Source organism: Bacillus sp. YH3-2-B2 (assembly GCF_053663335.1).
Window position 1 is genome coordinate 1,045,936 of sequence record NZ_JBSJQE010000001.1, and the last position, 22,442, is coordinate 1,068,377.

The following is a 22,442-nucleotide window of genomic DNA, read 5'->3' on the forward strand; positions in this document are numbered from 1 at the left end:
GTTTCTGAGGCTGAAAAAATGTGCATCACGGTGAATTTTCCGTTTTGGCGAAAAAAAGGAGACCCTTGCTTCATGATATTGATTGGCTGAGCAGTGAGTTTTTTTAGGGATAGTGAGATGGATCAGAGAGGATTTTTGCTTTATAAATATGTATTCTTTTTTCTTTCATTTATTTCCTGCAAGAGGAACCGATAAAATCCGGCCCTCCTGCATGGTCATTCAGCCAAGGACAACCGGAAGCTCTTTGAGCGACCTAAAACCAATGAGCTTGCGGTATTCAAGGCGGTGTGCGGCCAGCCGAAGCTTAGGCATCCGCTCAAACAGTGTGAGAATTGCAATTTGTGCTTCGATGCGCGCTAATGAGGAGCCTATGCAAAAATGGGCGTTCTTTCCGAATGCAAGATGCGGATTCGGTTTTCTTTGGATGTCCATTTTATGAGGCTGATCGAATATGCTTGGATCGCGATTGGCTGCCCCTAAAAGGATGTATACCTGCTCTCCTTTTTTTATGGTTTTTCCATTTATTTCACAGTCTTCTGAAGCGGTGCGTGCCGTCAGCTGCGCGGGGCTGTCGTAGCGCAGACATTCCTCGACAGCAGTTTCAATAAGCGAGGGGTTTTCTCTCAGTGCGCTAAGCTGTTCAGGGTGTTTCAATAAAGTAAACACACCGTTGCTCATGAGGTTTACCGTCGTCTCGTGTCCGGCTATGACAAGTAAGATACATGTCGCGAGCACTTCGTCTTTTGAAAGCTGTTTCCCCATGATAAACCTGCTGATTAAGTCTTCCTGAGGATGTGCTTTCCGCTCGTGAATCAAATCTCTGAAATATGCAGTCAGCCTGCCTGCGGTGTCGCTTGCTCTGACTAACGTCTTTCTTGACCGGGTAAGATCAATGGCCTGAATGACGTCTGCCGTCCATTGTCTGAATTGATATCTCTCCTCTTTCGGCACTCCGAGTATCTCCGCAATGATGAGGCTTGCCAATGGAAAGGCAAACTCTGAAACAAGGTCTGCGGTTTTTTTGTTTTGGATTTGATCCAACAAGTCATGAACCGTTTCTTTTATACAGGGGCGAAGTGATTCCGCCGTCTTTGCGGTAAATTCTTTACCTATAAGCATCCGCATCCGCTTATGGTCTGATTGATTTTTAAATAACAGCATATCGTGCTGGATATGCGATAGATTTTGATATTTCGTTGAAGCTTCCGGAAGAGGAATGCGGTTTTTAAATCGGGTGTCTTTCAGAATCGATGCCGCCTCTTTGTACCCGGTGACATACCAGCCCGGATGTTTTAATACGGTTCCTTTATAAACAGGATCAATGGATCGCAGTTTTTCATAAAACGGGTAAGGGTCATTCCAAAAATCCGAATCCGCATGGAGAGACGGATGTGCACTTGATAGGCCAGCCGTCATCTTATACCTCCGTATTGCAGGCGGATTGCAGGCCGGCTTTCATTTCTTCAACGGATTCGACTTCAAACCCTAAATCATGGAGCATTTGATGATCCTCTGTTTCATGCTGCCCTGCTGTCGTTAAGTAATCTCCGACGAAAATCGAATTTGCGGCGTAAAGTCCCAGCGGCTGCAGCGAACGAAGGTTGACTTCCCGGCCTCCTGAGATACGGATTTCTTTTGACGGATTGATAAAACGGAACAAGGCCAGCACTTTCAGGCAATACACCGGATGTAATTCGCTTACCCCTTCTAACGGAGTTCCGTCAATCGCATGCAGAAAATTAACCGGGATGCTGTCGGCGTCAAGCGCTTTTAAGCTGTTCGCCATATCAATGACGTCCTGTTTCGTTTCTTTCATGCCGACGATGACACCCGAACAAGGCGACATCCCCGATTGTTTCGCCGTTTCCACTGTATTGACCCTGTCGTCATACGTGTGGGAAGTCGTAATGTTTGAATGATTCCTTTGTGATGTATTGATGTTATGATTGTACCGGTCTACTCCTGCCTGTTTAAGCCGCTCTGCCTGTTCCGGCTTCAGCAGACCGAGGCATGCGCAGATTTTTAAACCGTACGTTTCTTTAATTTCTTTGACAGCATCAACAACTTGATCTACTTCTCTGTTTGACGGTCCCCGCCCGCTGGCGACGATGCAGTATGTCCCTATATTCAAGTCATGGGCGCGTTTTGCCCCCTTAAGCAATATATGCTTATCCACCATCCGATAAGACTTGATCGGCGCTTTTGATATTGAAGATTGTGAACAGTACCCGCAATTTTCCGGACACAGGCCTGATTTTGCATTCATAATCATATTCAGCTTTACTTTTTTTCCGTAAAATCGTTTTCTGATATGAAAAGCGGCATGCATCAGCAATAAAAGATCCTCATCAGGACAATTTAAAATGGCCAGCGCTTCTTGATTCGTTACTTCCGCCCCGTCCAGCACTCTCTCTGCAAGATCCATCCATTGATTCATGTTTATCTCCCCATTTGTGTCAGATTCATGAAAGAGGAAACATCTATATGTTTCTCAATCATGTGTTGAATGTTTTCCGGTGAAACGAGATCCAGCTTCGGTGTGATTCCCAAAATCGGAACTTTGCATAATGTTTCAATCATGCTCGGGTTTGTCTTCTCGTCCAGCCCCGGCCGGCTCTTTACGCCGTTGATCATAATGCCGAGAACCTCTATTCCCATGTTTTTCGCATATTCAACGGTTAAATATGTGTGATTGATGGTTCCGAGATCAGGCCTGGCGACAATCACTGCCGGTAATTCCAAGGCTTTTATCAAATCACTGACTAAGTAATTTTCACCAAGCGGAACGGAAATGCCGCCTGCCCCCTCGACGATGAAACACTCATGACGATTTTTGATCTTACTCCAGTGGGCCATGACTTCATCCATGCTCACGGATTTCCCCTCAAGCATGGCGGCCGTGTACGGCGCAAGCGGCTCTTTCCATTCAAATGGCGTGATTTCTTCATGAGACAGTGCGGTTTGTGACATGTTTTTCAACAGCGAGGTGTCACTTTCCGGATGAGTCCGCGGCACGCCGCTTAAAAACGGCTTAAACACTCCGATATCCGCCTGTTTCTGCCTGAATGCCGCGGCAAGTCCGCAAGAAACGATGGTTTTTCCGACGCCGGTATCTGTTCCTGTGACAAAAAAACTTCTCATTTGTTTATATTCAGCTCTTTTCTAATGGAATCAAATGCTTCTGTCAGCTCGTCTATGTCCTGTAAGCTGCGATCCGCCGTAACGGTCAGCCTGATTCTGCTTTCGCCTTCCGGAACGGCGGGCGGGCGGATGGCCGGGGCGCAGATTCCCTTTTTCTCAAGCAGCGCAGCGGCTGAAACCGCTGTTTTTGCATCACCGATGATAACGGGGATAATCGGTGTATCCCCGCCTCTTACGATAAAGCCCATATCGGCCAGACGCGTTTTTATCTTTTTGACAGACGACTGCAGCTCACGGCGCGTATCGTGCATATCTGATATGAGGTCAAATGCCGTATGCGAAGCCGCACAAATTGACGGAGGGAGGGCCGTCTGAAAAATAAACGTCCTCGCCTGATTCAGCAAAAAATCAATGAAAATGTTTGATCCCGCGGCAAAACCGCCTTCCGTTCCGACTGCTTTGCTTAATGTGCCGATGACAACATCAGGACAAACACCGAAATAGTCACTGGTTCCCCCGCCGTTTTCTCCGAGTACACCGGTTGCATGCGCGTCATCTGCTATCACAAATGCCTGGTACTGCTTTGCAAGCGCCATTATGCGGTCAAGAGGCGCAATTGTGCCGTCCATGCTGAAAACGCCGTCTGTGACGATAAAGCGGCGGTTCCGCGTCTGGACGGAGGCAAGTTTTTTCTCAAGATCATCCATATCAATATGGCGGTACACGATGGTTTCCGCTTTTGATAAACGGCAGCCGTCAACAATGCTCGCATGGTTCAGTTGATCGCTTAAAATGACATCGCCTTTTTGAGGCAGTGAGGCAAGCACGCCGATATTCGCCAAGTAACCGCTTGAAAACAATAAAGCCGCTTCCGTCTGTTTAAAATCCGCGATTGTTTGTTCAAGTTTTTCGTGCCACACAGTATTTCCTGTCGTTAACCGTGAGCCGCCGCTTCCCGCTCCGAACCGGCTCAGCGCTGTTTGCGCGGCTGTGATCAGCCGTTCATCTTTTGACAGACCTAAATAGTCATTGGACGCCCAGGTCTGCCGCTTTTGCCCTTTGGTTTTAAGAGCGGTTTCCTGTGTTCGCAGCGTCCGATACAGCCCGTCTCTTTTCACCGCATCGAGCCTTCCGAGGAGCCATCCGTCAAAATCCACGGCCGGTCACCTCGGCTATCGCTTCTTTCATAATGGATATCATGGCTTGTAACTGGTCGGTTGTGCTGGCGAGCGGCGGCAGAAAGGCGATGACGTCACCGAGCGGCCGTGTCAGCATACCCAGCTCTCTCATTTTCAAGGACACCTTGTATCCCATCCGCTTTTCAGGCGGATAAGGCTGTTTTGTCCCCTTATCCTGCACAAGCTCTATGCCGCACATCAAACCGAGCTGGCGGACATCGCCGACATGAGGAAGCTGCTTCAGATCATGAAGAAATTTCGCAGCCGTTTTTGATTTTTCGGCGACTCGTTCAACGATGCGCTCTGATTCGAATAAACGCAGATTTTCAATTGCCGCGGCACAGCCAAGCTGATTTCCTGTATAGGAATGGCCGTGGAAAAATGTTTTCATTTTGTCGTAGTCATCGTAGAAGGCTTCATAAATGGCTTCTGTGGCAAACGTCACAGCGATCGGCAAATAGCCTCCCGTAATGCCTTTCCCTGCCGCCATCAAGTCCGGCTGGACATTTTCATGCTCGCAGGCAAACATTTTTCCGGTGCGGCCGAACCCCGTCGCCACTTCGTCAACGATCATTAACACATCATATGCCGTACACAGCTTTCGTACGCCTGCCAGAAAGCCTTCAGGCATGACGATCATCCCGGATGCGCCTTGCACCATCGATTCAATCGTAAGTGCGGCAATCTCTTCGTGGTGCTTTGCAAGCAGCTGTTCGAGCGCGTGAAGGCATTCATCCCGGCACTGTATGGGGTCGCCGCTTTCAGATCTGTATACATAAGGAATCGGGGCTTTGTAGCTTTCAAACATCAGCGGGCCGTACACATGGTGGAAGAGTTCAATGGAGCCGACGCTGACGGCTCCGATCGTATCGCCGTGATAGCCGTTCTGCATCGAAATAAACGTCTGCTTCTTAGGTCTCCCTACGTTTTTCCAGTATTGAAAGGCCATTTTCAGAGCGATTTCCATTGCTTCCGCTCCGCTGTCGGAGTAAAAAACGCGCGTCAGCTTTTCCGGTGTGATGCCCGTCAGCATCTCCGCAAGTTCTGTTGCGGGAACGTTCGTCATACCCAGCAAAGTCGAATGAGCGATTTTTTCAAGCTGTTTTTGAATCGCTTCATCCATTTCTTTTTTGCGGTGGCCGTGTACATTGAGCCATACTGAAGAAAAGCCGTCATAATATTCTTTGCCGCTGATGTCTTTCAGCATGATCCCGTTTCCGCTTTCAATGATTAACGGATCTTCATCGTAATCTTTCATTTGTGTGAAAGGCAGCCAAAGATGCTGTTTGCTTTTTTCAATCATTGATTGTTTCATATGTTCCCCTCCCGCTGAATGAATACAGGCTGCTTCTCTAAAAAATGGATAAAGCTCTCCGTATCTATGGAGCCATCTGTAAAGAAAATCCGGCATCCGCTTTCATCTCCGGCATTCTTCATCTTGGCAATCCGCTGATATCCCAGCTTCTTTGCGGCAACGTAGCCTGTTATGTAATCAGGGTCATCTGACCAGCACAATTCGGCAATAATTCCCGGATGTGCGCAAACTTTTGCCGCGATGGCATGTGCTTCTTTTATTCGTGAATTTTCCGGCATGTTGTGAGTAAAAGCCCATTTTTGAAAATCATGTGACGGCCAATCCACTCGGGATACCCGCACACCTCTATTTCCTCTGCCGTCAATGCGTTTTCCTGCCCGGATATCAAACAGGACCGCTCCTCTTGCTTCTGCATATTCCGTAATGTTTTCGTACGCTTTCTCTATCATGTGCGGAGGAATCCCCGCCTTTTGCAGAAGCTTGCGGGCAATTGCTTGTCCTTTTTCCGGCGTGTCTGTTTGATGGAGGGCAACCGGCAAAGGGCGGATCGTTTCGATCGGTTCATGAACGCTTTCAAGCTGAATCTGCATAAAATCAGGTATCCCTCTTGAATGTGAGAAGCCTTTATGTAATAAGCCATCTACCGCTTCCTGTAAACCGCTGTAAGTGATGAGCCGTTCTCCGCCGGAAATATGTTTTCCGCCCTGCTCATGGGGGGCGTTTCGGGAAGCTCTCATTCTGACGCTGTAATAGGTCTCTTCCCGCATGAAAATTTCCCTCCTTTCTTTTATTTCGAAATTTAATGTTAACCAAAATAATAAAAGGTTAACACTCATACAGAATATTAGTGTCTTGCACGTAATATGTCAACCTAAACTATAAAACTGTTAACTTAATGGGTTTTACAAAGCCTCATTACGTTTTCATGTTTTGTTCATATTTTAGTAATTGTTTATTCAACACTGTCCGCTAAAGTAATCCATATCAACAAATAGGACAGCGATCCGCATCTTACTTATGAAGGGAGGTCAAAACCGGATGCCGTTATGCTGAAAGAAAAAGTAAAGACAGCAGGCCGTTTTTGCACCGTGGGCGCCGGCAATACGCTGATCGATTTTGGTGTCTTCTTTCTTCTCACCGCTTGCCATGTCCCCTATCTGCCGGCGCAGATCTGCTCCTATTCGGCAGGGATCATCAACAGCTATGTGTGGAACCGGAAGTGGACGTTTCGTGTAAAGCGCAAGGCTGGCGGGAAAGAGATCGTGCGCTTTCTCATCATTAATCTTGCCGCGTCGGGAATCACCTTTTTGCTGCTGTACGCGTTTCAAAAAGGCGGCTGTTCGCTTTTGGTGAGTAAGCTCGCCGCCACTATCGGCGGAATGATGATGAATTTTATCGGAAACCGAATCTGGGTATTTGGAGATTCGCTGAAAAACATACAGGATCAGGAGTGAAGATGGATGAGAAAAAAAGTGAGAAAAGCGGTCATCCCCGCAGCGGGTTTAGGAACGAGATTTCTGCCGGCGACAAAGGCGCAGCCGAAAGAAATGCTGCCGATCGTCGACAAACCGGCAATCCAATATATTGTCGAAGAGGCCGCAGCGTCAGGAATTGAAGATATACTGATTATTACAGGGAGAAACAAACGCTCGATTGAAGATCATTTTGACCGGTCGGCGGAGTTGGAATTCAATCTTGAGGAAAAAGGCAAGTCAGAGACGCTGAAGGAAATGCAGCGGATTGCCGATTTGGCCAATATTCATTACATCCGTCAGAAAGAACCGCTCGGACTAGGCCATGCGGTGCTGTGTGCGGAGCATTTTATCGGAGATGAGCCTTTTGCCGTTCTCTTAGGTGATGATATTATGGTATCTGACACTCCCGCTCTTTCACAGCTCATAGACGTCTATAACCAACACGGCACAGAAACGATCGGCGTACAGCCCGTCGATCCTGCTGATGTCAGCAAATATGGTATTATACAGACGGGGCGGCAGAGCGGTCATGTGTACCGGGTTGAGGATCTGATTGAGAAACCGGCCGTTGAAAAGGCGCCCTCTCATATTGCCGTGTTGGGTCGTTACATATTAACCCCTGCCATTTTTAAAGCGCTGAAGACGATCGGAAGAGGCGCGGGCAGCGAAATCCAATTGACAGACGCGCTGCGCGAAGTATGCCGCACCCGAAGCATTTACGCGCGGGAGCTTGAAGGAAGCCGGTTTGATATAGGAGATAAGTTCGGCTGTTTTAAGGCCGGCACGGAGATCGGGCTTCTGCGGGAAGAAATGAGACCGAAACTTTTAGCTTATTTAGAAGAGGTGTTAAAAAGAGAATCTGAAGAAATCGTGCGTTAAAAAATAATTTGTAACCATTTTGCTTGTCAATCAGTCATATAATTGGGTAAAAAGATAAAGAGGTTGTGAACAGTGTGGGCAATTTTATTAATGAAATATTATCCTGGCTGACAAGTATGGGCTATTTAGGGATTGCGCTCGGATTAATGATCGAAATCATTCCGAGTGAAATCGTTCTGGCTTACGGAGGCTATATGGTGTCAGAAGGCACGATCAGCTTTATCGGCGCCATTGTCGCCGGTGTGATCGGGGGAACGATCGCGCAGTGCTTTATTTACTGGATCGCCCGTTATGGGGGACGGCCGTTTTTGGACAAGTACGGCAAGTACTTACTTCTGAAAAAGCATCATGTTGATGTTGCGGAAAACTGGTTTCGCCGTTACGGCGCCGGCGTTGTGTTCTCGGCGCGTTTTATCCCGGTCGTCAGACATGCGATCTCCATCCCGGCCGGCCTTGCGAAAATGCCTCTTTCCAAGTTTGTCATATTGACGACGCTTGCCATTATTCCGTGGTCTGTCATTTTCGTTTATCTCGGGTATCAGCTCGGGGGACAGTGGAAAGACGTAGACAGCTATGCCGGAATGTATACAACTCCGATCATTATATTGGCTCTCGTATTTATTGTTGTTTATTTTGTTGTGAAGAAAATGAGATCAAGACTGTGAAAAAAGACTGCATAAGAACGGCTGCCGAGCCGGATCTATGCAGTCTTTTTTTATTTATACCGGGTATACGGGGTGTTTCCGGTGTGTGAATGTCAGTTGTTTGGACATGTAAGCAGTGAGGCGTTTATTGAGTTCTTCCCGCAAGGAATCAGCAGGAACAATGCCGTCAATCACCATTTCAGAGGCAAGCCGGTAAAGGTTAATGTCTTCCTTATATTCATCACGCTTTTCTTGAATAAAAGCCGGCCTTTCTTCAGGGGCCAGCTCGCTGATTTTGTTTGCGTAGACCGCATTCACCGCTGCTTCAGGACCCATTACGGCAATTTGCGCAGTCGGAAGCGCTAAACAGCAGTCCGGTTCAAAAGCAGGCCCCGCCATCGCGTATAATCCGGCACCGTAGGCTTTTCTGACGATAACGGAAAGCTTCGGAACAGTCGCTTCCGCCATTGCGGAGATCATTTTTGCGCCATGCCTGATGATGCCCGCCTGCTCAACCTTCGTTCCGATCATGAATCCGGGAATGTCTGCTAAAAACAGAAGCGGAATATGGAATGCGTCGCACAAAGCGATAAATTTTGCGGCTTTATCCGCCGAATCGAGAAATAAAACTCCGCCTTTGACACGCGGCTGATTGGCGATAATGCCGACCGGCTGTCCGTGAATCCGCGCAAGCCCCGTTATTAATTCCTGCGCAAATAACGGTTTGATCTCAAAAAATGAGTCTTCATCAATAACACGTTCAATTAAATCCATCATGTTGAACGGTGCGTTTTGATGTGCCGGGATGACATCTGAGAGCGGTTTTTCAAAAGCTTTCGGGTTCTTAGATTTGTTGACGGGCGCTTTTTCAGTATAATTTGCCGGAAAGTAGCTGAGATATGTCTGCGCCATCAAGATTGCTTCCTGTTCCGTCGGGGCGAGGAGATCACCGCAGCCTGATACGGAACAATGCATACGGGCGCCGCCCATTTCTTCAAGCGATACTTTCTCGCCGATCACCATTTCTGCCATGCGCGGGGAACCTAAGTACATGGATGCATTGCCTTCGACCATAATGACAATGTCGCAAAAGGCCGGAATGTAAGCGCCGCCTGCAGCGGAAGGACCGAACAATAAACAGATTTGCGGAATGCGGCCCGACAGCTTTACTTGATTATAAAAGATGCGGCCGGCTCCCCTTCTGCCCGGGAACATGTCAACCTGATCCGTAATTCTCGCACCTGCGGAATCGACTAAGTACAAGAGCGGACACTGAAGCTTCTCCGCCGTCTCCTGAATGCGGATGATTTTTTCCACCGTTTTCGCGCCCCACGAGCCCGCCTTTACGGTTGAGTCGTTTGCCATCACACAAACGGTTCTGCCGCCGATGGTTCCGATCCCGGTAACGACCCCGTCAGCCGGCAGTCCGTCTGACATGCACTCGGCGAAAAAAGCGTCTTCAACGGATATGCCGTCATCGAATAAAAGCTTCAGCCTGTCTCTTACAAAAAGTTTTCCCTTCTTTTCGTTGCTTGCATGATATTTCGCGGCTCCTCCCTTTTCAATCGTTTTGCTGCGTGTCTGCCGTTCTTTTTCGTAATCCATCCGAGTCCCTCCATGTTTTATTTTCCTTTGTATTCAGGGGGTCTTTTTTCTTTAAAAGCGCGCAGGCCCTCTTCTCTGTCAAGTGTAGGGATGACTTGTTCATATGCTTTTCGTTCGATTTCGAGCCCTGTATTGAGATCTGTCTCCAGACCCTTGTTTATCGCGGATTTTGCTTGTCTGACGGCGATCGGTCCATTAGCGGCGATGCGGCCGGCCAGTGCTTTTGCTTTTTCCATAAGTTCATCGGCTTCACAAACATGCTCGATCAGTTTCATGTCTTTTCCCTCTTCGGCAGAAAGCCTTCGGCCGGTATAGATCAATTCTTTTGCCGCGCCGGGACCGATAAGCCGGGGCAGTCTCTGCGTTCCGCCCGCCCCGGGAATGATTGCAAGCCCTGTTTCAGGAAGGCCGAGGCCCGCCCGGCTGACGGCTGTTCTGATATCGCAGGCGAGAGCGAGTTCAAGGCCTCCTCCGACAGCGGTTCCGTTCAGCGCTGCAATGACCGGCTGCGGGAGAGCTTCAATGAATGCAGCCGTTTCACCGATACGCCTGACGCTTTGCTTAACTTGTTCATGATTCATCCCCGCTCTCTCTTTTAAATCAGCGCCGGCGCAAAATGTGTTTCCGGAGCCGGTGAGAATGACACAGCGAATGGATGGCGAGTTTTTGATGTCTTCAATCACACGCTGTAAATGATCAATCATTTCTGATGACAGTGAGTTGGCCGCATGCGGGCGGTTCAGCGTGATCAGACCGATCGTTTCTTGACAGACGGAATACAAGACGCAATCTCCCATGGCTTCTCCTTTCTCATTTCGTTCTGAATGCCTGCAGGTTTCTGCTTGGCAGATCTTTGCCTATTTTATCCGCGATCCAGCCGGCGGCATAAAGAAGTTTATTCATGTCCGTCCCGGTATCAATCCCCATTTGTTCGAGCATATAAATGACGTCTTCTGTGGCGGCGTTTCCTGCTGATCCCGGAGCATACGGACAGCCGCCAAGCCCGCCTGAGGAAGTATCGAAGGATGTAATCCCCATATCAAGAGCGGGAATGATATTCGCTAGAGCCGTTCCTCTTGTATCATGGAAATGGAGTGCGATTTTTGAGGCGGGAATTCTCGGCAAAAGGGCTTCAAGCACGGCTATGACCTGCAAGGGGTTTGCCGCGCCGATTGTGTCGCCGAGCGATATTTCATCAACATCCATTTCGAGCAGGGTGTCTGACAGGCGGATGACTTGTTCGACCGGCACGTTCTGTTCGTACGGACAGCCGAACACAGTGGACAGATAAGCTCTCGTCTCCATTTTTTCAGCTTTTGCTTCAGTAATAACCCGCCTGAGCTCTTGAACGGTCCGGTCAATCGGTTTGTTTACGTTTTTTTGGTTATGGGTTTCGCTTGCAGATAAAAATACACATGCCTGATCGATTCCGCCTTCTGCAGCATGCTCCAGTCCGATGAGGTTCGGAACGAGAGCCGCGTAGACCGTATGTTCAGATCTGGCAATGCCTTTTGCGACGTCCAGGCTGTCACGAAGAGCCGGAATCCATCTCGGATGCACGAATGATGTCACTTCGATATAGGGAAGTCCTGTTTTTGACAGCATATTGATCCACTCAATCTTATCTTCTGTTTCCACCCACGCCGATTCATTCTGCAAGCCGTCACGCGGTCCTACTTCATTGATGCGGACATGTTTCGGACAGTTCATGCTGCACCTCCCGTTTTATTGAAGTTCAATCAGGACCTCTCCTTCATCAGTGAAATCACCTTCTGATTTTTTCACTTCTTTCACCGTACCCGCTGCATCAGCGATAATCGGAATTTCCATTTTCATAGATTCCAAGATGGCCACTTCCTGTCCTTCTTCAATGACATCACCGGGCTTCACATGAATTTTCCACAGGTTTCCCGCCATCTGAATTTTTATGACGTTCATTTTGACGCCCCCTCGTTCATTGTTTGTAAAAAACCGGTTGTTGCCTCACCCTTTTCAAACACTTCTGAATGGGCAATTTTTGTCAGCAGCGGAATGTTGGTTTTAATCCCTTCTACATGATATTCGCCAAGGGCGGTTTTCAGTTGTTCAATGGCTTGTTTTCTCGTATTCGCCGTGACGATCATTTTAGCAATCATCGGATCGTAAAACGGAGAAATGACGCTTCCCTTTTCGACGGCGCATTCGTGTCGCACTGACGGGTGTCTTAAAACGGAAAAAGACGAGATGGTACCGGGTGACGGGTAAAAGGTGACCGGATCTTCCGCATAGATCCGCACTTCTATCGCATGACCGCGGTGGTTGATATCTTTCTGCGAGAAAGTCAGCGCCTGCCCGGCGGCGATTTTCAGCTGTTCTTCCACAAGATCCAGTCCTGTAATTTCTTCTGTCACCGGATGCTCCACCTGCAGTCTTGTGTTCATCTCTAAAAAATAGATTTGTTTCTTTTGGTCGACGAGAAATTCTATTGTGCCTGCATTTTGGTAGCCGATCGATTTAGCGGCTTTAACGGCGGTTTCACCGAGTCTTTGTCTTAATTCATCGTCAACAAACGGCGACGGCGCTTCTTCTATCACTTTTTGGTGGCGCCTTTGTACTGAACAGTCACGTTCAAACAGATGAACGGTGTTTCCGAAAGAATCTGCGAGAATCTGAATTTCAATATGACGGGCATTTTCAATGACCTTTTCCATATACATTGCGCCGTCTCCAAAAAAGGACGCGGCCCGCTTTTGATTGCCTTCGAACGCTTTGGCCAGCTCTTCTTCTGAATGTACGATCTGCATGCCGATTCCGCCGCCTCCAGCGGACGCTTTCAGCATGACCGGAAAGCCGATGGCGCGGGCCTCGGCTAAGGCCGAGTGTACATCGGGCAACGGTTCTGAAACACCGGGAACGATCGGGACCTTTGCTTTTTGCATCGTTTTTCGGGCCTCTATCTTGCTGCCCATCTTGGCGATGATATCACCGGGCGGGCCGATAAATGTGATTTGTTCCTTCCGGCAGCGTTCGGCGAACAGGCTGTTTTCTGACAGCAGCCCGTAGCCCGGATGAATGGCGTCCGCTCCGGCGGATTTGGCGGCTTCTATGATTCTGTCGATATGTAAATAGCTTTCATTTACTCTCGATTTACCGATCGGATAGGCCTCATCAGCCGCTTTTACATGCAGCGCGTCCCGGTCGGCTTCTGAATACACAGCTGCCGAGGGGATGCCGAGGCGTTTGCAGGTGCGGATAATTCTTAAGGCGATTTCTCCTCTGTTGGCAATCAGGACTTTTTTAAACAAATGTGAAGCACTCCTTTTTCATTAAGTTAACTTGAGCTCTTCAATCGTTTTTTCCCGCAGCTTGAATTTCTGAATTTTTCCTGAGGCTGTCATTGGATATTCATCTGTAAACAAAACATACCTGGGGACTTTATAGCGGGCGATATGTTCTTTGCAAAAGGTTCTGATGTCTTCTGCGGAAGCGGTTTGTCCGTCTTTGAGCCTGACCCACGCCGCGGCCTCTTCTCCGTATTTCGGATCAGGCACGCCGACGACCTGAACGTCTGCCACTGCGGGATGCCGATATAACATTTCCTCAATTTCGCGCGGATAGATATTTTCGCCGCCCCTGATCAGCATGTCTTTCAGACGGCCCGTGATTTTGCAGTACCCGTCCTCGTCCATGACAGCCAAATCACCGGTATGCAGCCAGCCGTCCTTGTCTATCGCTTCTTCGGTCGCTTCTTGATTTTTATAATAGCCTTTCATGACATGATATCCGCGGGTGCAGAGCTCTCCTTGTTCACCCCGGTCGGCTTCTTGGGATGTTCCGGGCCGAACGATTCTGACTTCGATATGGGGAAGCGCGCGCCCCGCTGTTTCCACTCTTCTTTCAAATGAATCATCCGTTCTTGTCTGCGTAATGACAGGTGATGCTTCGGTCTGTCCGTAGGCAATGGTAATGCCGGTCATTCCCATTTTGCCGATCACTTCCCTCATGACTTCCGCCGGACATGGCGAGCCTGCCATAATCCCGGTTCGGACGTGGGAAAGATCATATTCAGAAAAACGGCTGTCATTTAGGAGGGCGATAAACATCGTCGGTACACCGTGCAGAGCCGTGCAGGCTTCTTGCTCCACCGTTTTCAGAACGGCCGGCGGAGAAAACTGTTCGATCGGAATCATCGCCGCACCCGCGGAAACACATGCCAGCACGCCGAGCACACACCCGAAGCAGTGGAAAAACGGCACGGGAATACATAAACGGTCACTTGAAGTAAGCTTCATGCATTCTGCGATATTGGCCGCGTTATTTACGATATTAAAATGTGAGAGCATGACGCCTTTCGGAAATCCGGTCGTACCTGATGTATATTGCATATGAATGCAATCATCCTTTTTCAGGCTGTCCATCCTTCCGTCAAGCGCTGCATCCGTTAAAGCTTCGCCTTCCTTCAGCAAAGAATCCCAGCGGTGCATCCCGGGCGGGCTTTTATCACCGATATATAACACCGTCCGTAAAAAGGGGTAACGTTTCGAACGCAGCCTGCCGTGCTCACAAGTTTTCAGCTCCGGAATCAGCTTATTCACCATCTCAACATAAGATGTCTGCCGGTAGGAATCCATGATTATCAGGGCCGAGACGTCTGAATGTGCCAGCAGGTAATCGAGTTCTGCGATTTGAAAATTTGTATTGATGGTGACCAGAACGGCGCCGATTTTCGCCGTTGCAAATTGCGCCGCGAGCCATTCCGGTATGTTGGATGCCCATATGGCCACATGATCTCCTTTTTTAACTCCCAGCTTCATCAGCCCTTTTGCGGTTTGCCGGCATAACCGGTCAAACTCGGCATACGTATAACGAAGGCCGCGCTCAGGGTAAACAACCGCTTCGTGATCCGGAAAAAGCTCCGCGGTCCGCTCAAGCAGCTTTCCGGCTGTTAAATGGATAAGTTCAGCCATATGACCTGCCCCCTTCCATCCCTGTCTTAGTAAACGTTTTCATTTCACTTCAAAAGCTGTCTTGCGATGACCATTCTTTGAATTTCTGACGTTCCTTCGCCAATCTCCATCAGCTTTGCGTCACGAAGCATACGTTCGACACCGCATTCTTTCATATAACCGGAACCGCCATGAATTTGGATGGCCTGAAGGCATGTTCTGACGGCCATTTCTGAAGCATAAAGCTTGGCGAATGCCGCTTCTTTCGTAAATGGCAGATTTTGATCCTTCAGCCATGCCGCTTTAAGCACCATTTGTCTGGCAAGGTCAATTTCCATCGCCATATCGGCCAGCTTAAATTGAATGGCTTGAAATGACGATATCGGACTGCCGAACTGCTTGCGTTCCTTCGCATATGACAGCGACGCCTCCAGTGCGCCTTGAGCGATACCGACAGCCAGTGCCGCAATCGAGATCCGCCCGCCGTCTAATGTATATAAAAATTGTTTAAAACCTTTTTCAGGATCACCGAGCAGGTTATCGGCAGGCACCCTGACATCCTCCAGCACAAGCTCGGCCGTATCCGAGCCTCTCACACCCATCTTGTCGTACGGATTTGTGATCGTAAATCCCGGTGTGTCTGTCGGGACGATGAGAGCTGAAATGATCGGTTTTCCGGCGGAGTTCTTTCCCGTAACGGCGGTGACAATGACCGTGCGGGCGTAATTTGCGTTTGTGATCCAGCATTTTTCTCCGTTTATCACATAGTCATGGTCCTTTTTCTCGGCTTTTGTCTGGGTACCGCCGGCATCTGAACCGGCATTCGGCTCTGTCAGCCCGAATGATCCGAGCGCTTTTCCCGAAGCAAGCGGAATAAGATGTTCTTGCTTTTGCTGTTCAGTACCGAAATAGTATAATGGGCTTGCGCCGAGTGACACGGCTGCCGCGTAGCTCAGCCCCGTGCTGCCGCAGGCTTTTCCGATTTCTTCAACCGCTGCTGCATATGAAATGGTGTCACCGCCCGCCCCGCCGTATTCTTCCGGAAACGGAATTCCGAGCAGCCCGAGTTCGCCTATTTTTTTAAATGTGTCTATCGGGAAGACGGCTGATTGATCAACCTCATGGGCTTTCGGGGCAATTTCATTTTTGGCGAAATCTCTGACCATTTCGCGCACCATCTGTTGTTCTTTTGTCAGTTGAAAATTCATTAACCTTCCTCCTTCTGCTGCTTTCTACATTTTATTAATGGGGGTCTTTATTCATTCCATCCAAATAAAGTCTGAACATTCGGACTCATCCATCGCAAAAAAACTGACAGCGCGGCAACTGTCAGTTTTATTAATAATGGCTATTTAATCGTCCGTTTTGCGGAGGGACGGCTCTCATGGTGAAGCCTGTCAACGGAAGTAACGATATAGGTGCAGGCTTCTTTCGCCCGAATATCAGTATCTGAAAATGTCTGAGTCCGTGACGATGTTTTTCTGACTGTATCCACTAAATAAGGCTGCTTTCCCTTTTCTGCGCGGTAAATGGCGTAATAAGCCGTTTTTTTACCGTTGGATTTCGCATCTTCGATATAGAGTGTATGGCCTGAAGCATTCTTCTCCGCCCGTTTGACAGCCGGTTTTTTTAAAGCGGAATGTCCGAGCCAAGGCATCTCGGGAATTAATGCGGGCCGGCTGTACATGTCATTGATCAAACGGTTTTTCACATCGAGCGGATTACGGTTTAAATCCTTTAAACTGAAATGCATGCTGCCTTTTATCCATGCTGATCCTCTGTTTAGAGTAATCTGTCTTCCGTATTCCCCCGGGTCGGCCCAGACCGGATCAGTATTGTTGTTGATTTTATAAGCAGCCTGCCCGATATATAAATGCACCGGCCGATTGTTCACTTCTTTTCCCCACCAATCCGCTAAGACGTCATATGCCGCCGCTTTAAATCCGATACTCCAGTAAATTTGCGGTGCGATGTAATCAATGTATCCTTTTTGGATCCATTCTCTTGTATCAGCATATAAGTCATCGTAGTTCCGCACCCCGGCGGCCGTTTCGGAGCCTGTCGGATCATCTGCGGCATTTCTCCATACGCCGAACGGGCTGATTCCGAATTTGACATAAGGTTTTTCTCGTTTGATGGTTTCGTTGATTTCTTTTACAAGCCGGTTGACGTTATCCCTGCGCCAGTCATCAATTGATGCAAAGTGAGCTTTTCCGTACCGTTCGTATTCCGCCTGATCGGGGAATTCCTGTCCGGCAATTTTATAAGGATAAAAATAATCATCCATATGAACCGCATCAATGTCATAACGGCTGACCACCTCTTTGATTCCATCCGTTATAAATTGTCTTACTTCCGGAATTCCAGGATTATAGTACAGCTGTTTTCCGTATGCAGCGACCCAGTCCGGATGGGAACGCGCGGGATGATCGTCTGAAAGCGCATTCAAATTTGTGTGATTCATCGTGATCCGGTAAGGATTGAACCAAGCGTGAAATTCAAGATTCCGTTTATGTGTCTCTTCAACTAAAAAAGCAAGCGGGTCGTAGCCGGGATTTTTGCCTTGTGTTCCTGTCAGATACTCTGACCAAGGCCCGTAATCTGATGGATAAAAAGCATCAGCCGCAGGCTTAATTTGGACGATAACGGCGTTCATCCCCATCTCCTGAACGTCATCCAGCAGCTTGCTGTATTCTCTTTTTTGCTCTTCCGGTGACAGCCCTTTTTTAGAGGGCCAGTCGATATTAGTGACAGACGCGATCCAGACGGCTCTCATTTCTCTCTCCGGCTGAGTGCCGCTTGCTTGTGCGGATGCTGAGAACGTAAAGATGCCGGCTGTCAGTACAACGGCCAAAAACCATATCATGCTAAAACGGCAGCTTTTCATGTTTTTCCCCCTCTCTGCTTTACGGTATTCCGAAGCATTCCGGGCGGTGAATCAGAAAGCCTGCTTTGCTCCTCTCAGCCTAAAAGGGAAAGAAAAAAGTCCTAAAGCGAATCAACACGCTTCAGGACTTTTTATGTTTTATGGCGGCGAGCACGTCAATGACCTTCGTTCCGACGCCGACGCATGTTTCAAGAATGGCCTGCGCTCCGGCAATGGACAAAATGAAAATAACCGGATGTGCATAGCGGGGCCAGACCAAATAGCAGATGCCAATTAATATGGCGCACCAGATGCCCGCACACCAATAACATTGCAGCATATAACCGAATGCGGAGGAAGGGACTTTTTTTTGGACGGCGCGCCCGTTTTGATCGACGGTTTTTTCTTGCTTTATAAAGGGTTTTCTTATGAATTCCGTAATCTTATCAAATACGATCAAATGGGTCAGCCGGTAGCTGGCAAGAATAATCATTACATACGTAAGCCAAGATAGGTTCGTCATCTCAAAGCCTCCAAAAAAACTGAGTTTGATTCCCCTATCTTGCCCTTTGTCTTCTTCAGTCATTCTGCCGGATGTTACAGATTCCGCGCCAAGCGTCTTCCGCTGTTTGCAATGATGTCCAGTATGACCTCAGCATTTTGCTGTGCAAAGGCGGGTTCAAACATATCTTTATGGGCTCCCTCGCCTTGATATTCCTGGTAGAGTCCCATTGTGGCGCCTTCCCATTTCTTCGGCTCAGGCTCAGCATTGTGCTCTTCCTTTAAGCCGGCCTCGATAAAATGGAGGTTTGCCGCAATTTGGCCGTCATTTATCAGTTCCGCCCAGTACGTTTGATAGCGCTCTGTTTTTCTGATGACCGCTTCCCTGACGGCTTCCGGGACATTTTCGGCTGTTGCGTTTGTTGGCTGCTGCGGCAGTGCGTCAAGCTTTCTGTACGCGTCTGCGATAATGACGTCGCTGATTTCTAAGCCGCGCTTTTCCATCGCTTTTGCAGCCTCGAATGCCGTATTGCCGCCCGCTGAATATCCGAAGAGGATATAAGGGCCTTCCGGCTGGATTTCCAGCATTTTATCAATGTATTGTTCCATTCTGCTGTCTTCTTCAATAAAGTTAAAACCGTACACAGCAGCCCGTCCATTTAATGCCGCCGCCAGATCTTTAAAGAAAATGCCGAAACCTGAGATAGGCGGAAAACAGAAAAGATTGCGGCCTTTCGGCTGATTCAGTCTGCTGATATGCTGTTCGGCAGCTTCTGACAGTGTGTTTGAATACAGCTTTTCAGCCAATTGTTCAATTGTCGGATATTCAAATATCATTTCAATCGGGATGTCCATCTGCTGCCTGGTCTTCAGCTGATGAATCACTTGCAATGCTTTCAAAGAATGGCCGCCCAGCTCAAAGAAGTCATCCTGTATGCCCAGCTCCCCGCAGCCGAGGATCGGCGTCCAAATGTCGATCAGCTCACGCTCTACCCAGTTTCGTGGCGGAACGGCTTTTGATGAAGCTTTTTTCCGTTCCGGCGCAGGCAGCCCGCGGCGGTCCACTTTGCCGTTTGCGGTAAGCGGCATACGGTCAAGCTTCATCACATACTGCGGAATCATATAGTCGGGAAGCGACCTGGCCAATAGGGATCGAATGGCTCTTTCTTCAGCATGTGCGCCTGTATAATACGCACAAAGGGTTGCTTCTTGTCCTTCGTCTGACACGATGACTGCCGCTTCCCTGATTCCATCAATTTCAGTCAGCCGCGCTTCGATTTCGGCCGGCTCGATACGCTTCCCGCGAATCTTGAATTGACGGTCGATACGGCTGATGTATCCGATGCTTCCATCAGGCAGCCAGTGTGCCAAATCCCCTGTTCTGTAGATCTTTTCTTCAGGATGAACCGGGTGGCTGACAAATGCTTCACTTGTTAAGTCAGGCCTGTTTAAATAGCCTTTGGCAACCCCGTCCCCGCCGACACAAAGCTCACCGGGCACGCCGATCGGCGCAAGTCCGCCATTTTTATCAATGATATGCGCGGTTGAATTGCTGATCGGTTTTCCGATTGGGATCGGCTGAGAAAAATCGTGCCTGATTTCGTAAAAGGTGGAAAATGTCGTATTTTCCGTCGGTCCGTATATGTTATAAAGGCTGAGATTCGGACAGCGGTGTCTGACCTTATTGATGAGCGCCGGGGACAATGCTTCTCCGCCGACATATAAGGTGTGCAATCCGGAAAACATCTCCGGATCCGCCTGGGCAAACTGGTTAAAAAGCGCCGTCGTCAAAAACAGAATCGTAATACGGTTGGAAGAAAGATAATTGCCGAACCTCTCAGGGGCAAGCATTGTCGTACGGTCAACCACATGGAGGCACGCTCCGTTCAATAGCGCTCCGAAGATTTCAAACGTCACTGCGTCAAAACCGATGGATCCTGTCAGAATGAGACGGTCCGTCGTGCCGGCTGACGTGTAATTACTGTTTGACACGAGCGATACGACGTTGCGGTTGGAAATCATCACGCCCTTCGGTTTTCCTGTTGAACCGGATGTATACATAATATAGGCAAGGTCACCAGGTGACGTAACGGTATTCAGTTTACCCGCCTCAGCGGTTTGTTTTTCAGCTGCAGCCGGGATAGAGATGATGTGAGAAAAGTCAATGTCAGTCTCAATCCCTTTTTGTACCGTTAACAGCTGTGCTCCGCTCTCAGTGAGCATTTCGGCGATCCTGTCGGATGGCAGTTCTGCATCGAGCGGAAGGTACGTCCCTCCCGCTTTCAATACAGCGAGAACAGCGATGATAAATTCCGGTGAGCGTTCGGCAAGAATCCCGGCAATTCCTTTTGGCGCCAAACCGTTTTCCAGCAGGATGCGGGCGAACGCAGTTGACCGTTCATCGAGCTCCCGGTACGTCATCGTCAGCCCGCCGGCGTGAAGCGCCTGATGGTCCGGGGTTTTCTTCACCTGTCGGCTGAACAGGCTGATGATGCTTTCGTCTCTTTCATAAATTGTTTTCGTGTCATTAAATTCGCCGATTATTCTTGATTTTTCCTTTTGTCCGAGCATCGGAAGCCGATCAGCGGGAACATCGGGATTGAAGGCGGCGCCGCGCAGCGCCTCTTCCAAGTGTCCTTTTACGCTCTCTATCCATACTTCGTCATAAACGTTCGCATTGTAGCTGAATTTGATGATCAGCTCATCGCCGGGCGCTATGATGAGGTTAAAATCGTAGCCCGATTGTTCCGAAACATTGACATTCCCGATCCGGAACGGTGCATCCGATTCCTTTTCCGCGTCTCTCATCTGCTGCTGAATCGGATAATTTTCAAACACGATGATATGGTCGATTAAATCCTGTTTCAGCTCAGTCTGAGATTGGATGTCAGCAAGCGGATGATAACTGAACGCCTCTGAATCAAGCATTTCTTTCTGGCAGCGGCCCAGCAGTTCTCTAAAGCTTTCGTCACCCGTTTTAATGCGTACCGGCACAGTATTGATAAACAGCCCGATCATGCTTTCCACGCCGTCAATGACGGAAGGCCGCCCTGATACGACGGCGCCGAATACGGCATCGTCCGTCCGGTTGTAGCGCTGCAGCATCAGGCCCCATACAGTCTGCATAAGAACCGCGAGCGTAGCGCCCTCTTCTTTGGCGATGGTTTTCAGTCTGTCTGTCAGATTTTGATCTAAAGAAAACAGGAGCTCTTTCTTACGGTAGCCTTTTTCCTGGGGACGGGCCGATATTTTCGGGAGTCCTGAGGGTGTCTCGCAGCCTGCTAAATATCCTTTCCAATACTCAGAAGCCGCGTCTTTGTCCTGATCAGTCAGCCATGTAATATACGTGCTGTAAGGCTTTGCGGGCGCCAGTGTGACGGGTGAGCCTGATTCAATCGCCCGGTACATATGCATGAATTCCTGAAGGACGATGCCGAGGCACCAGCCGTCCATAAGGATGTGATGGTGGCTCCAGACGCATACATATTTTTCGTCAGCCGTTTTAAACAAAGACACACGCATCAGCATATCCTTTTGCAAGTCAAAGCCTTTTAAGCGGTCACGTTCCTTAAATCGCTGTAAGTAGGCGCTCTGTTCCGCTTCATCCAAATGTGTAAGATCTTCGCGGTGCAGCCGGAATTCCCGCTCACGCAGCACGACTTGGCGGGGGCCGTTCAGCTGAGCGACATGAGGTAAAAAAACCGTTCTGAAAATATCGTGACGGCTGATGACAGACTGTACGCTTTGCTCAAACAATTCCGGACGAAGCCGGCCTTTTATGGTGAAGACGGATTGCTCGATATATGCAGCCCCCTCCTTTTGCAGAAAGGAATGAAAAAGCATTCCTTCCTGCATTCGGCTGAGGGGATAAATATTTTGGATATTTTTTGTTTTGTCCATGTGTTCCTCCCGC

At 48.9% G+C, this 22,442-nt stretch carries 19 protein-coding genes; 3 read left to right on the plus strand and 16 right to left on the minus strand.

The window, feature by feature from the left end; genetic code table 11:
* Positions 1–219: 219 nt before the first annotated feature.
* The 6 genes from ACWJJX_RS04800 to ACWJJX_RS04825 are packed head-to-tail and all read right to left on the minus strand — an operon-like array spanning position 220 to position 6,401.
* A complete protein-coding gene (locus ACWJJX_RS04800) occupies positions 220–1,416 on the minus strand; it encodes a cytochrome P450 (protein ID WP_454022778.1) in 1,197 nt (398 codons plus the stop codon).
* Between the two features lies 1 nt (position 1,417).
* Entirely contained in the window at positions 1,418–2,437 is a 1,020-nt protein-coding gene (bioB, locus tag ACWJJX_RS04805) for a biotin synthase BioB (protein WP_454022779.1), read from the minus strand.
* Positions 2,438–2,439: 2 nt separating this feature from the next.
* Complete coding sequence (gene bioD, locus ACWJJX_RS04810; RefSeq protein ID WP_146276882.1) at positions 2,440–3,141, minus strand: dethiobiotin synthase; 702 nt, start codon at positions 3,139–3,141, stop codon at positions 2,440–2,442.
* The gene (bioF, locus tag ACWJJX_RS04815) at positions 3,138–4,298 is read right to left on the minus strand and encodes an 8-amino-7-oxononanoate synthase (RefSeq protein WP_094246884.1); all 1,161 of its coding nucleotides are present in this window, start codon (positions 4,296–4,298) and stop codon (positions 3,138–3,140) included. Before bioF ends, bioD begins: the two co-directional genes overlap by 4 nt.
* A complete protein-coding gene (gene bioA / locus ACWJJX_RS04820) occupies positions 4,288–5,634 on the minus strand; it encodes an adenosylmethionine--8-amino-7-oxononanoate transaminase (protein ID WP_317461499.1) in 1,347 nt (448 codons plus the stop codon). Before bioA ends, bioF begins: the two co-directional genes overlap by 11 nt.
* Positions 5,631–6,401, minus strand: coding sequence for a 6-carboxyhexanoate--CoA ligase (locus ACWJJX_RS04825; protein ID WP_454022780.1), 771 nt, complete (start codon positions 6,399–6,401; stop codon positions 5,631–5,633). Before ACWJJX_RS04825 ends, bioA begins: the two co-directional genes overlap by 4 nt.
* Before the next feature lie 279 nt (positions 6,402–6,680).
* Between ACWJJX_RS04825 and ACWJJX_RS04830 the strand changes: the two genes are divergently transcribed.
* The 3 genes from ACWJJX_RS04830 (at position 6,681) to ACWJJX_RS04840 (ending at position 8,653) form a co-directional block, all read left to right on the plus strand.
* Positions 6,681–7,088 (plus strand): GtrA family protein, encoded by a 408-nt coding sequence (locus tag ACWJJX_RS04830; protein ID WP_102422655.1) that lies wholly within the window; start codon positions 6,681–6,683, stop codon positions 7,086–7,088.
* 6 nt (positions 7,089–7,094) lie between these two features.
* On the plus strand, positions 7,095–7,988 hold the full coding sequence (gene galU, locus ACWJJX_RS04835) for a UTP--glucose-1-phosphate uridylyltransferase GalU (protein WP_146276890.1): 894 nt from the start codon (positions 7,095–7,097) through the stop codon (positions 7,986–7,988).
* Positions 7,989–8,062: 74 nt separating this feature from the next.
* Positions 8,063–8,653 carry a DedA family protein gene (locus ACWJJX_RS04840; RefSeq protein ID WP_003153904.1) on the plus strand — a complete coding sequence of 197 codons (591 nt, stop codon included), beginning with the start codon at positions 8,063–8,065 and terminating at the stop codon, positions 8,651–8,653.
* 54 nt (positions 8,654–8,707) lie between these two features.
* Here ACWJJX_RS04840 and ACWJJX_RS04845 read toward each other — a convergent pair whose 3' ends face one another.
* The 10 genes from ACWJJX_RS04845 to ACWJJX_RS04890 form a co-directional block, all read right to left on the minus strand.
* Entirely contained in the window at positions 8,708–10,237 is a 1,530-nt protein-coding gene (locus tag ACWJJX_RS04845) for an acyl-CoA carboxylase subunit beta (protein WP_058906071.1), read from the minus strand.
* 17 nt (positions 10,238–10,254) lie between these two features.
* Positions 10,255–11,034, minus strand: coding sequence for an enoyl-CoA hydratase (locus tag ACWJJX_RS04850; protein ID WP_077722414.1), 780 nt, complete (start codon positions 11,032–11,034; stop codon positions 10,255–10,257).
* A gap of 13 nt (positions 11,035–11,047) precedes the next feature.
* Entirely contained in the window at positions 11,048–11,947 is a 900-nt protein-coding gene (locus ACWJJX_RS04855; protein WP_003153901.1) for a hydroxymethylglutaryl-CoA lyase, read from the minus strand.
* 15 nt (positions 11,948–11,962) lie between these two features.
* Positions 11,963–12,175, minus strand: coding sequence for an acetyl-CoA carboxylase biotin carboxyl carrier protein subunit (locus ACWJJX_RS04860; protein WP_003153900.1), 213 nt, complete (start codon positions 12,173–12,175; stop codon positions 11,963–11,965).
* Positions 12,172–13,521, minus strand: coding sequence for an acetyl-CoA carboxylase biotin carboxylase subunit (locus ACWJJX_RS04865; protein ID WP_021493381.1), 1,350 nt, complete (start codon positions 13,519–13,521; stop codon positions 12,172–12,174). The genes ACWJJX_RS04860 and ACWJJX_RS04865 overlap by 4 nt, the downstream gene beginning before the upstream one ends.
* Before the next feature lie 21 nt (positions 13,522–13,542).
* Positions 13,543–15,183, minus strand: a complete 1,641-nt coding sequence (locus ACWJJX_RS04870) for an AMP-binding protein (protein ID WP_454022781.1) — start codon at positions 15,181–15,183, stop codon at positions 13,543–13,545.
* 44 nt (positions 15,184–15,227) lie between these two features.
* Positions 15,228–16,370 (minus strand): acyl-CoA dehydrogenase family protein, encoded by a 1,143-nt coding sequence (locus tag ACWJJX_RS04875; protein WP_058906076.1) that lies wholly within the window; start codon positions 16,368–16,370, stop codon positions 15,228–15,230.
* Positions 16,371–16,510: 140 nt separating this feature from the next.
* Entirely contained in the window at positions 16,511–18,049 is a 1,539-nt protein-coding gene (locus tag ACWJJX_RS04880) for a glycoside hydrolase family 10 protein (protein WP_454022782.1), read from the minus strand.
* A gap of 121 nt (positions 18,050–18,170) precedes the next feature.
* Complete coding sequence (locus tag ACWJJX_RS04885; RefSeq protein ID WP_058906078.1) at positions 18,171–18,551, minus strand: DUF1360 domain-containing protein; 381 nt, start codon at positions 18,549–18,551, stop codon at positions 18,171–18,173.
* 74 nt (positions 18,552–18,625) lie between these two features.
* A complete protein-coding gene (locus ACWJJX_RS04890) occupies positions 18,626–22,429 on the minus strand; it encodes a non-ribosomal peptide synthetase (protein WP_454022783.1) in 3,804 nt (1,267 codons plus the stop codon).
* Positions 22,430–22,442: the final 13 nt, after the last annotated feature.

Coding starts and splice junctions, on each gene's coding strand:
- ACWJJX_RS04850 (WP_077722414.1), bottom strand. CDS start 11,034: ATGGGAGATTGCGTCTTGTATTCCGTCTGTCAAGAAACGATCGGTCTG.
- ACWJJX_RS04890 (WP_454022783.1), bottom strand. CDS start 22,429: ATGGACAAAACAAAAAATATCCAAAATATTTATCCCCTCAGCCGAATG.
- ACWJJX_RS04870 (WP_454022781.1), bottom strand. CDS start 15,183: ATGGCTGAACTTATCCATTTAACAGCCGGAAAGCTGCTTGAGCGGACC.
- ACWJJX_RS04855 (WP_003153901.1), bottom strand. CDS start 11,947: ATGAACTGTCCGAAACATGTCCGCATCAATGAAGTAGGACCGCGTGAC.
- ACWJJX_RS04845 (WP_058906071.1), bottom strand. CDS start 10,237: ATGGATTACGAAAAAGAACGGCAGACACGCAGCAAAACGATTGAAAAG.
- ACWJJX_RS04830 (WP_102422655.1), top strand. CDS start 6,681: ATGCTGAAAGAAAAAGTAAAGACAGCAGGCCGTTTTTGCACCGTGGGC.
- ACWJJX_RS04880 (WP_454022782.1), bottom strand. CDS start 18,049: ATGAAAAGCTGCCGTTTTAGCATGATATGGTTTTTGGCCGTTGTACTG.
- ACWJJX_RS04875 (WP_058906076.1), bottom strand. CDS start 16,370: ATGAATTTTCAACTGACAAAAGAACAACAGATGGTGCGCGAAATGGTC.
- ACWJJX_RS04800 (WP_454022778.1), bottom strand. CDS start 1,416: ATGACGGCTGGCCTATCAAGTGCACATCCGTCTCTCCATGCGGATTCG.
- ACWJJX_RS04885 (WP_058906078.1), bottom strand. CDS start 18,551: ATGACGAACCTATCTTGGCTTACGTATGTAATGATTATTCTTGCCAGC.
- bioD (WP_146276882.1), bottom strand. CDS start 3,141: ATGAGAAGTTTTTTTGTCACAGGAACAGATACCGGCGTCGGAAAAACC.
- ACWJJX_RS04860 (WP_003153900.1), bottom strand. CDS start 12,175: ATGAACGTCATAAAAATTCAGATGGCGGGAAACCTGTGGAAAATTCAT.
- bioB (WP_454022779.1), bottom strand. CDS start 2,437: ATGAATCAATGGATGGATCTTGCAGAGAGAGTGCTGGACGGGGCGGAA.
- ACWJJX_RS04825 (WP_454022780.1), bottom strand. CDS start 6,401: ATGCGGGAAGAGACCTATTACAGCGTCAGAATGAGAGCTTCCCGAAAC.
- bioA (WP_317461499.1), bottom strand. CDS start 5,634: ATGAAACAATCAATGATTGAAAAAAGCAAACAGCATCTTTGGCTGCCT.
- galU (WP_146276890.1), top strand. CDS start 7,095: ATGAGAAAAAAAGTGAGAAAAGCGGTCATCCCCGCAGCGGGTTTAGGA.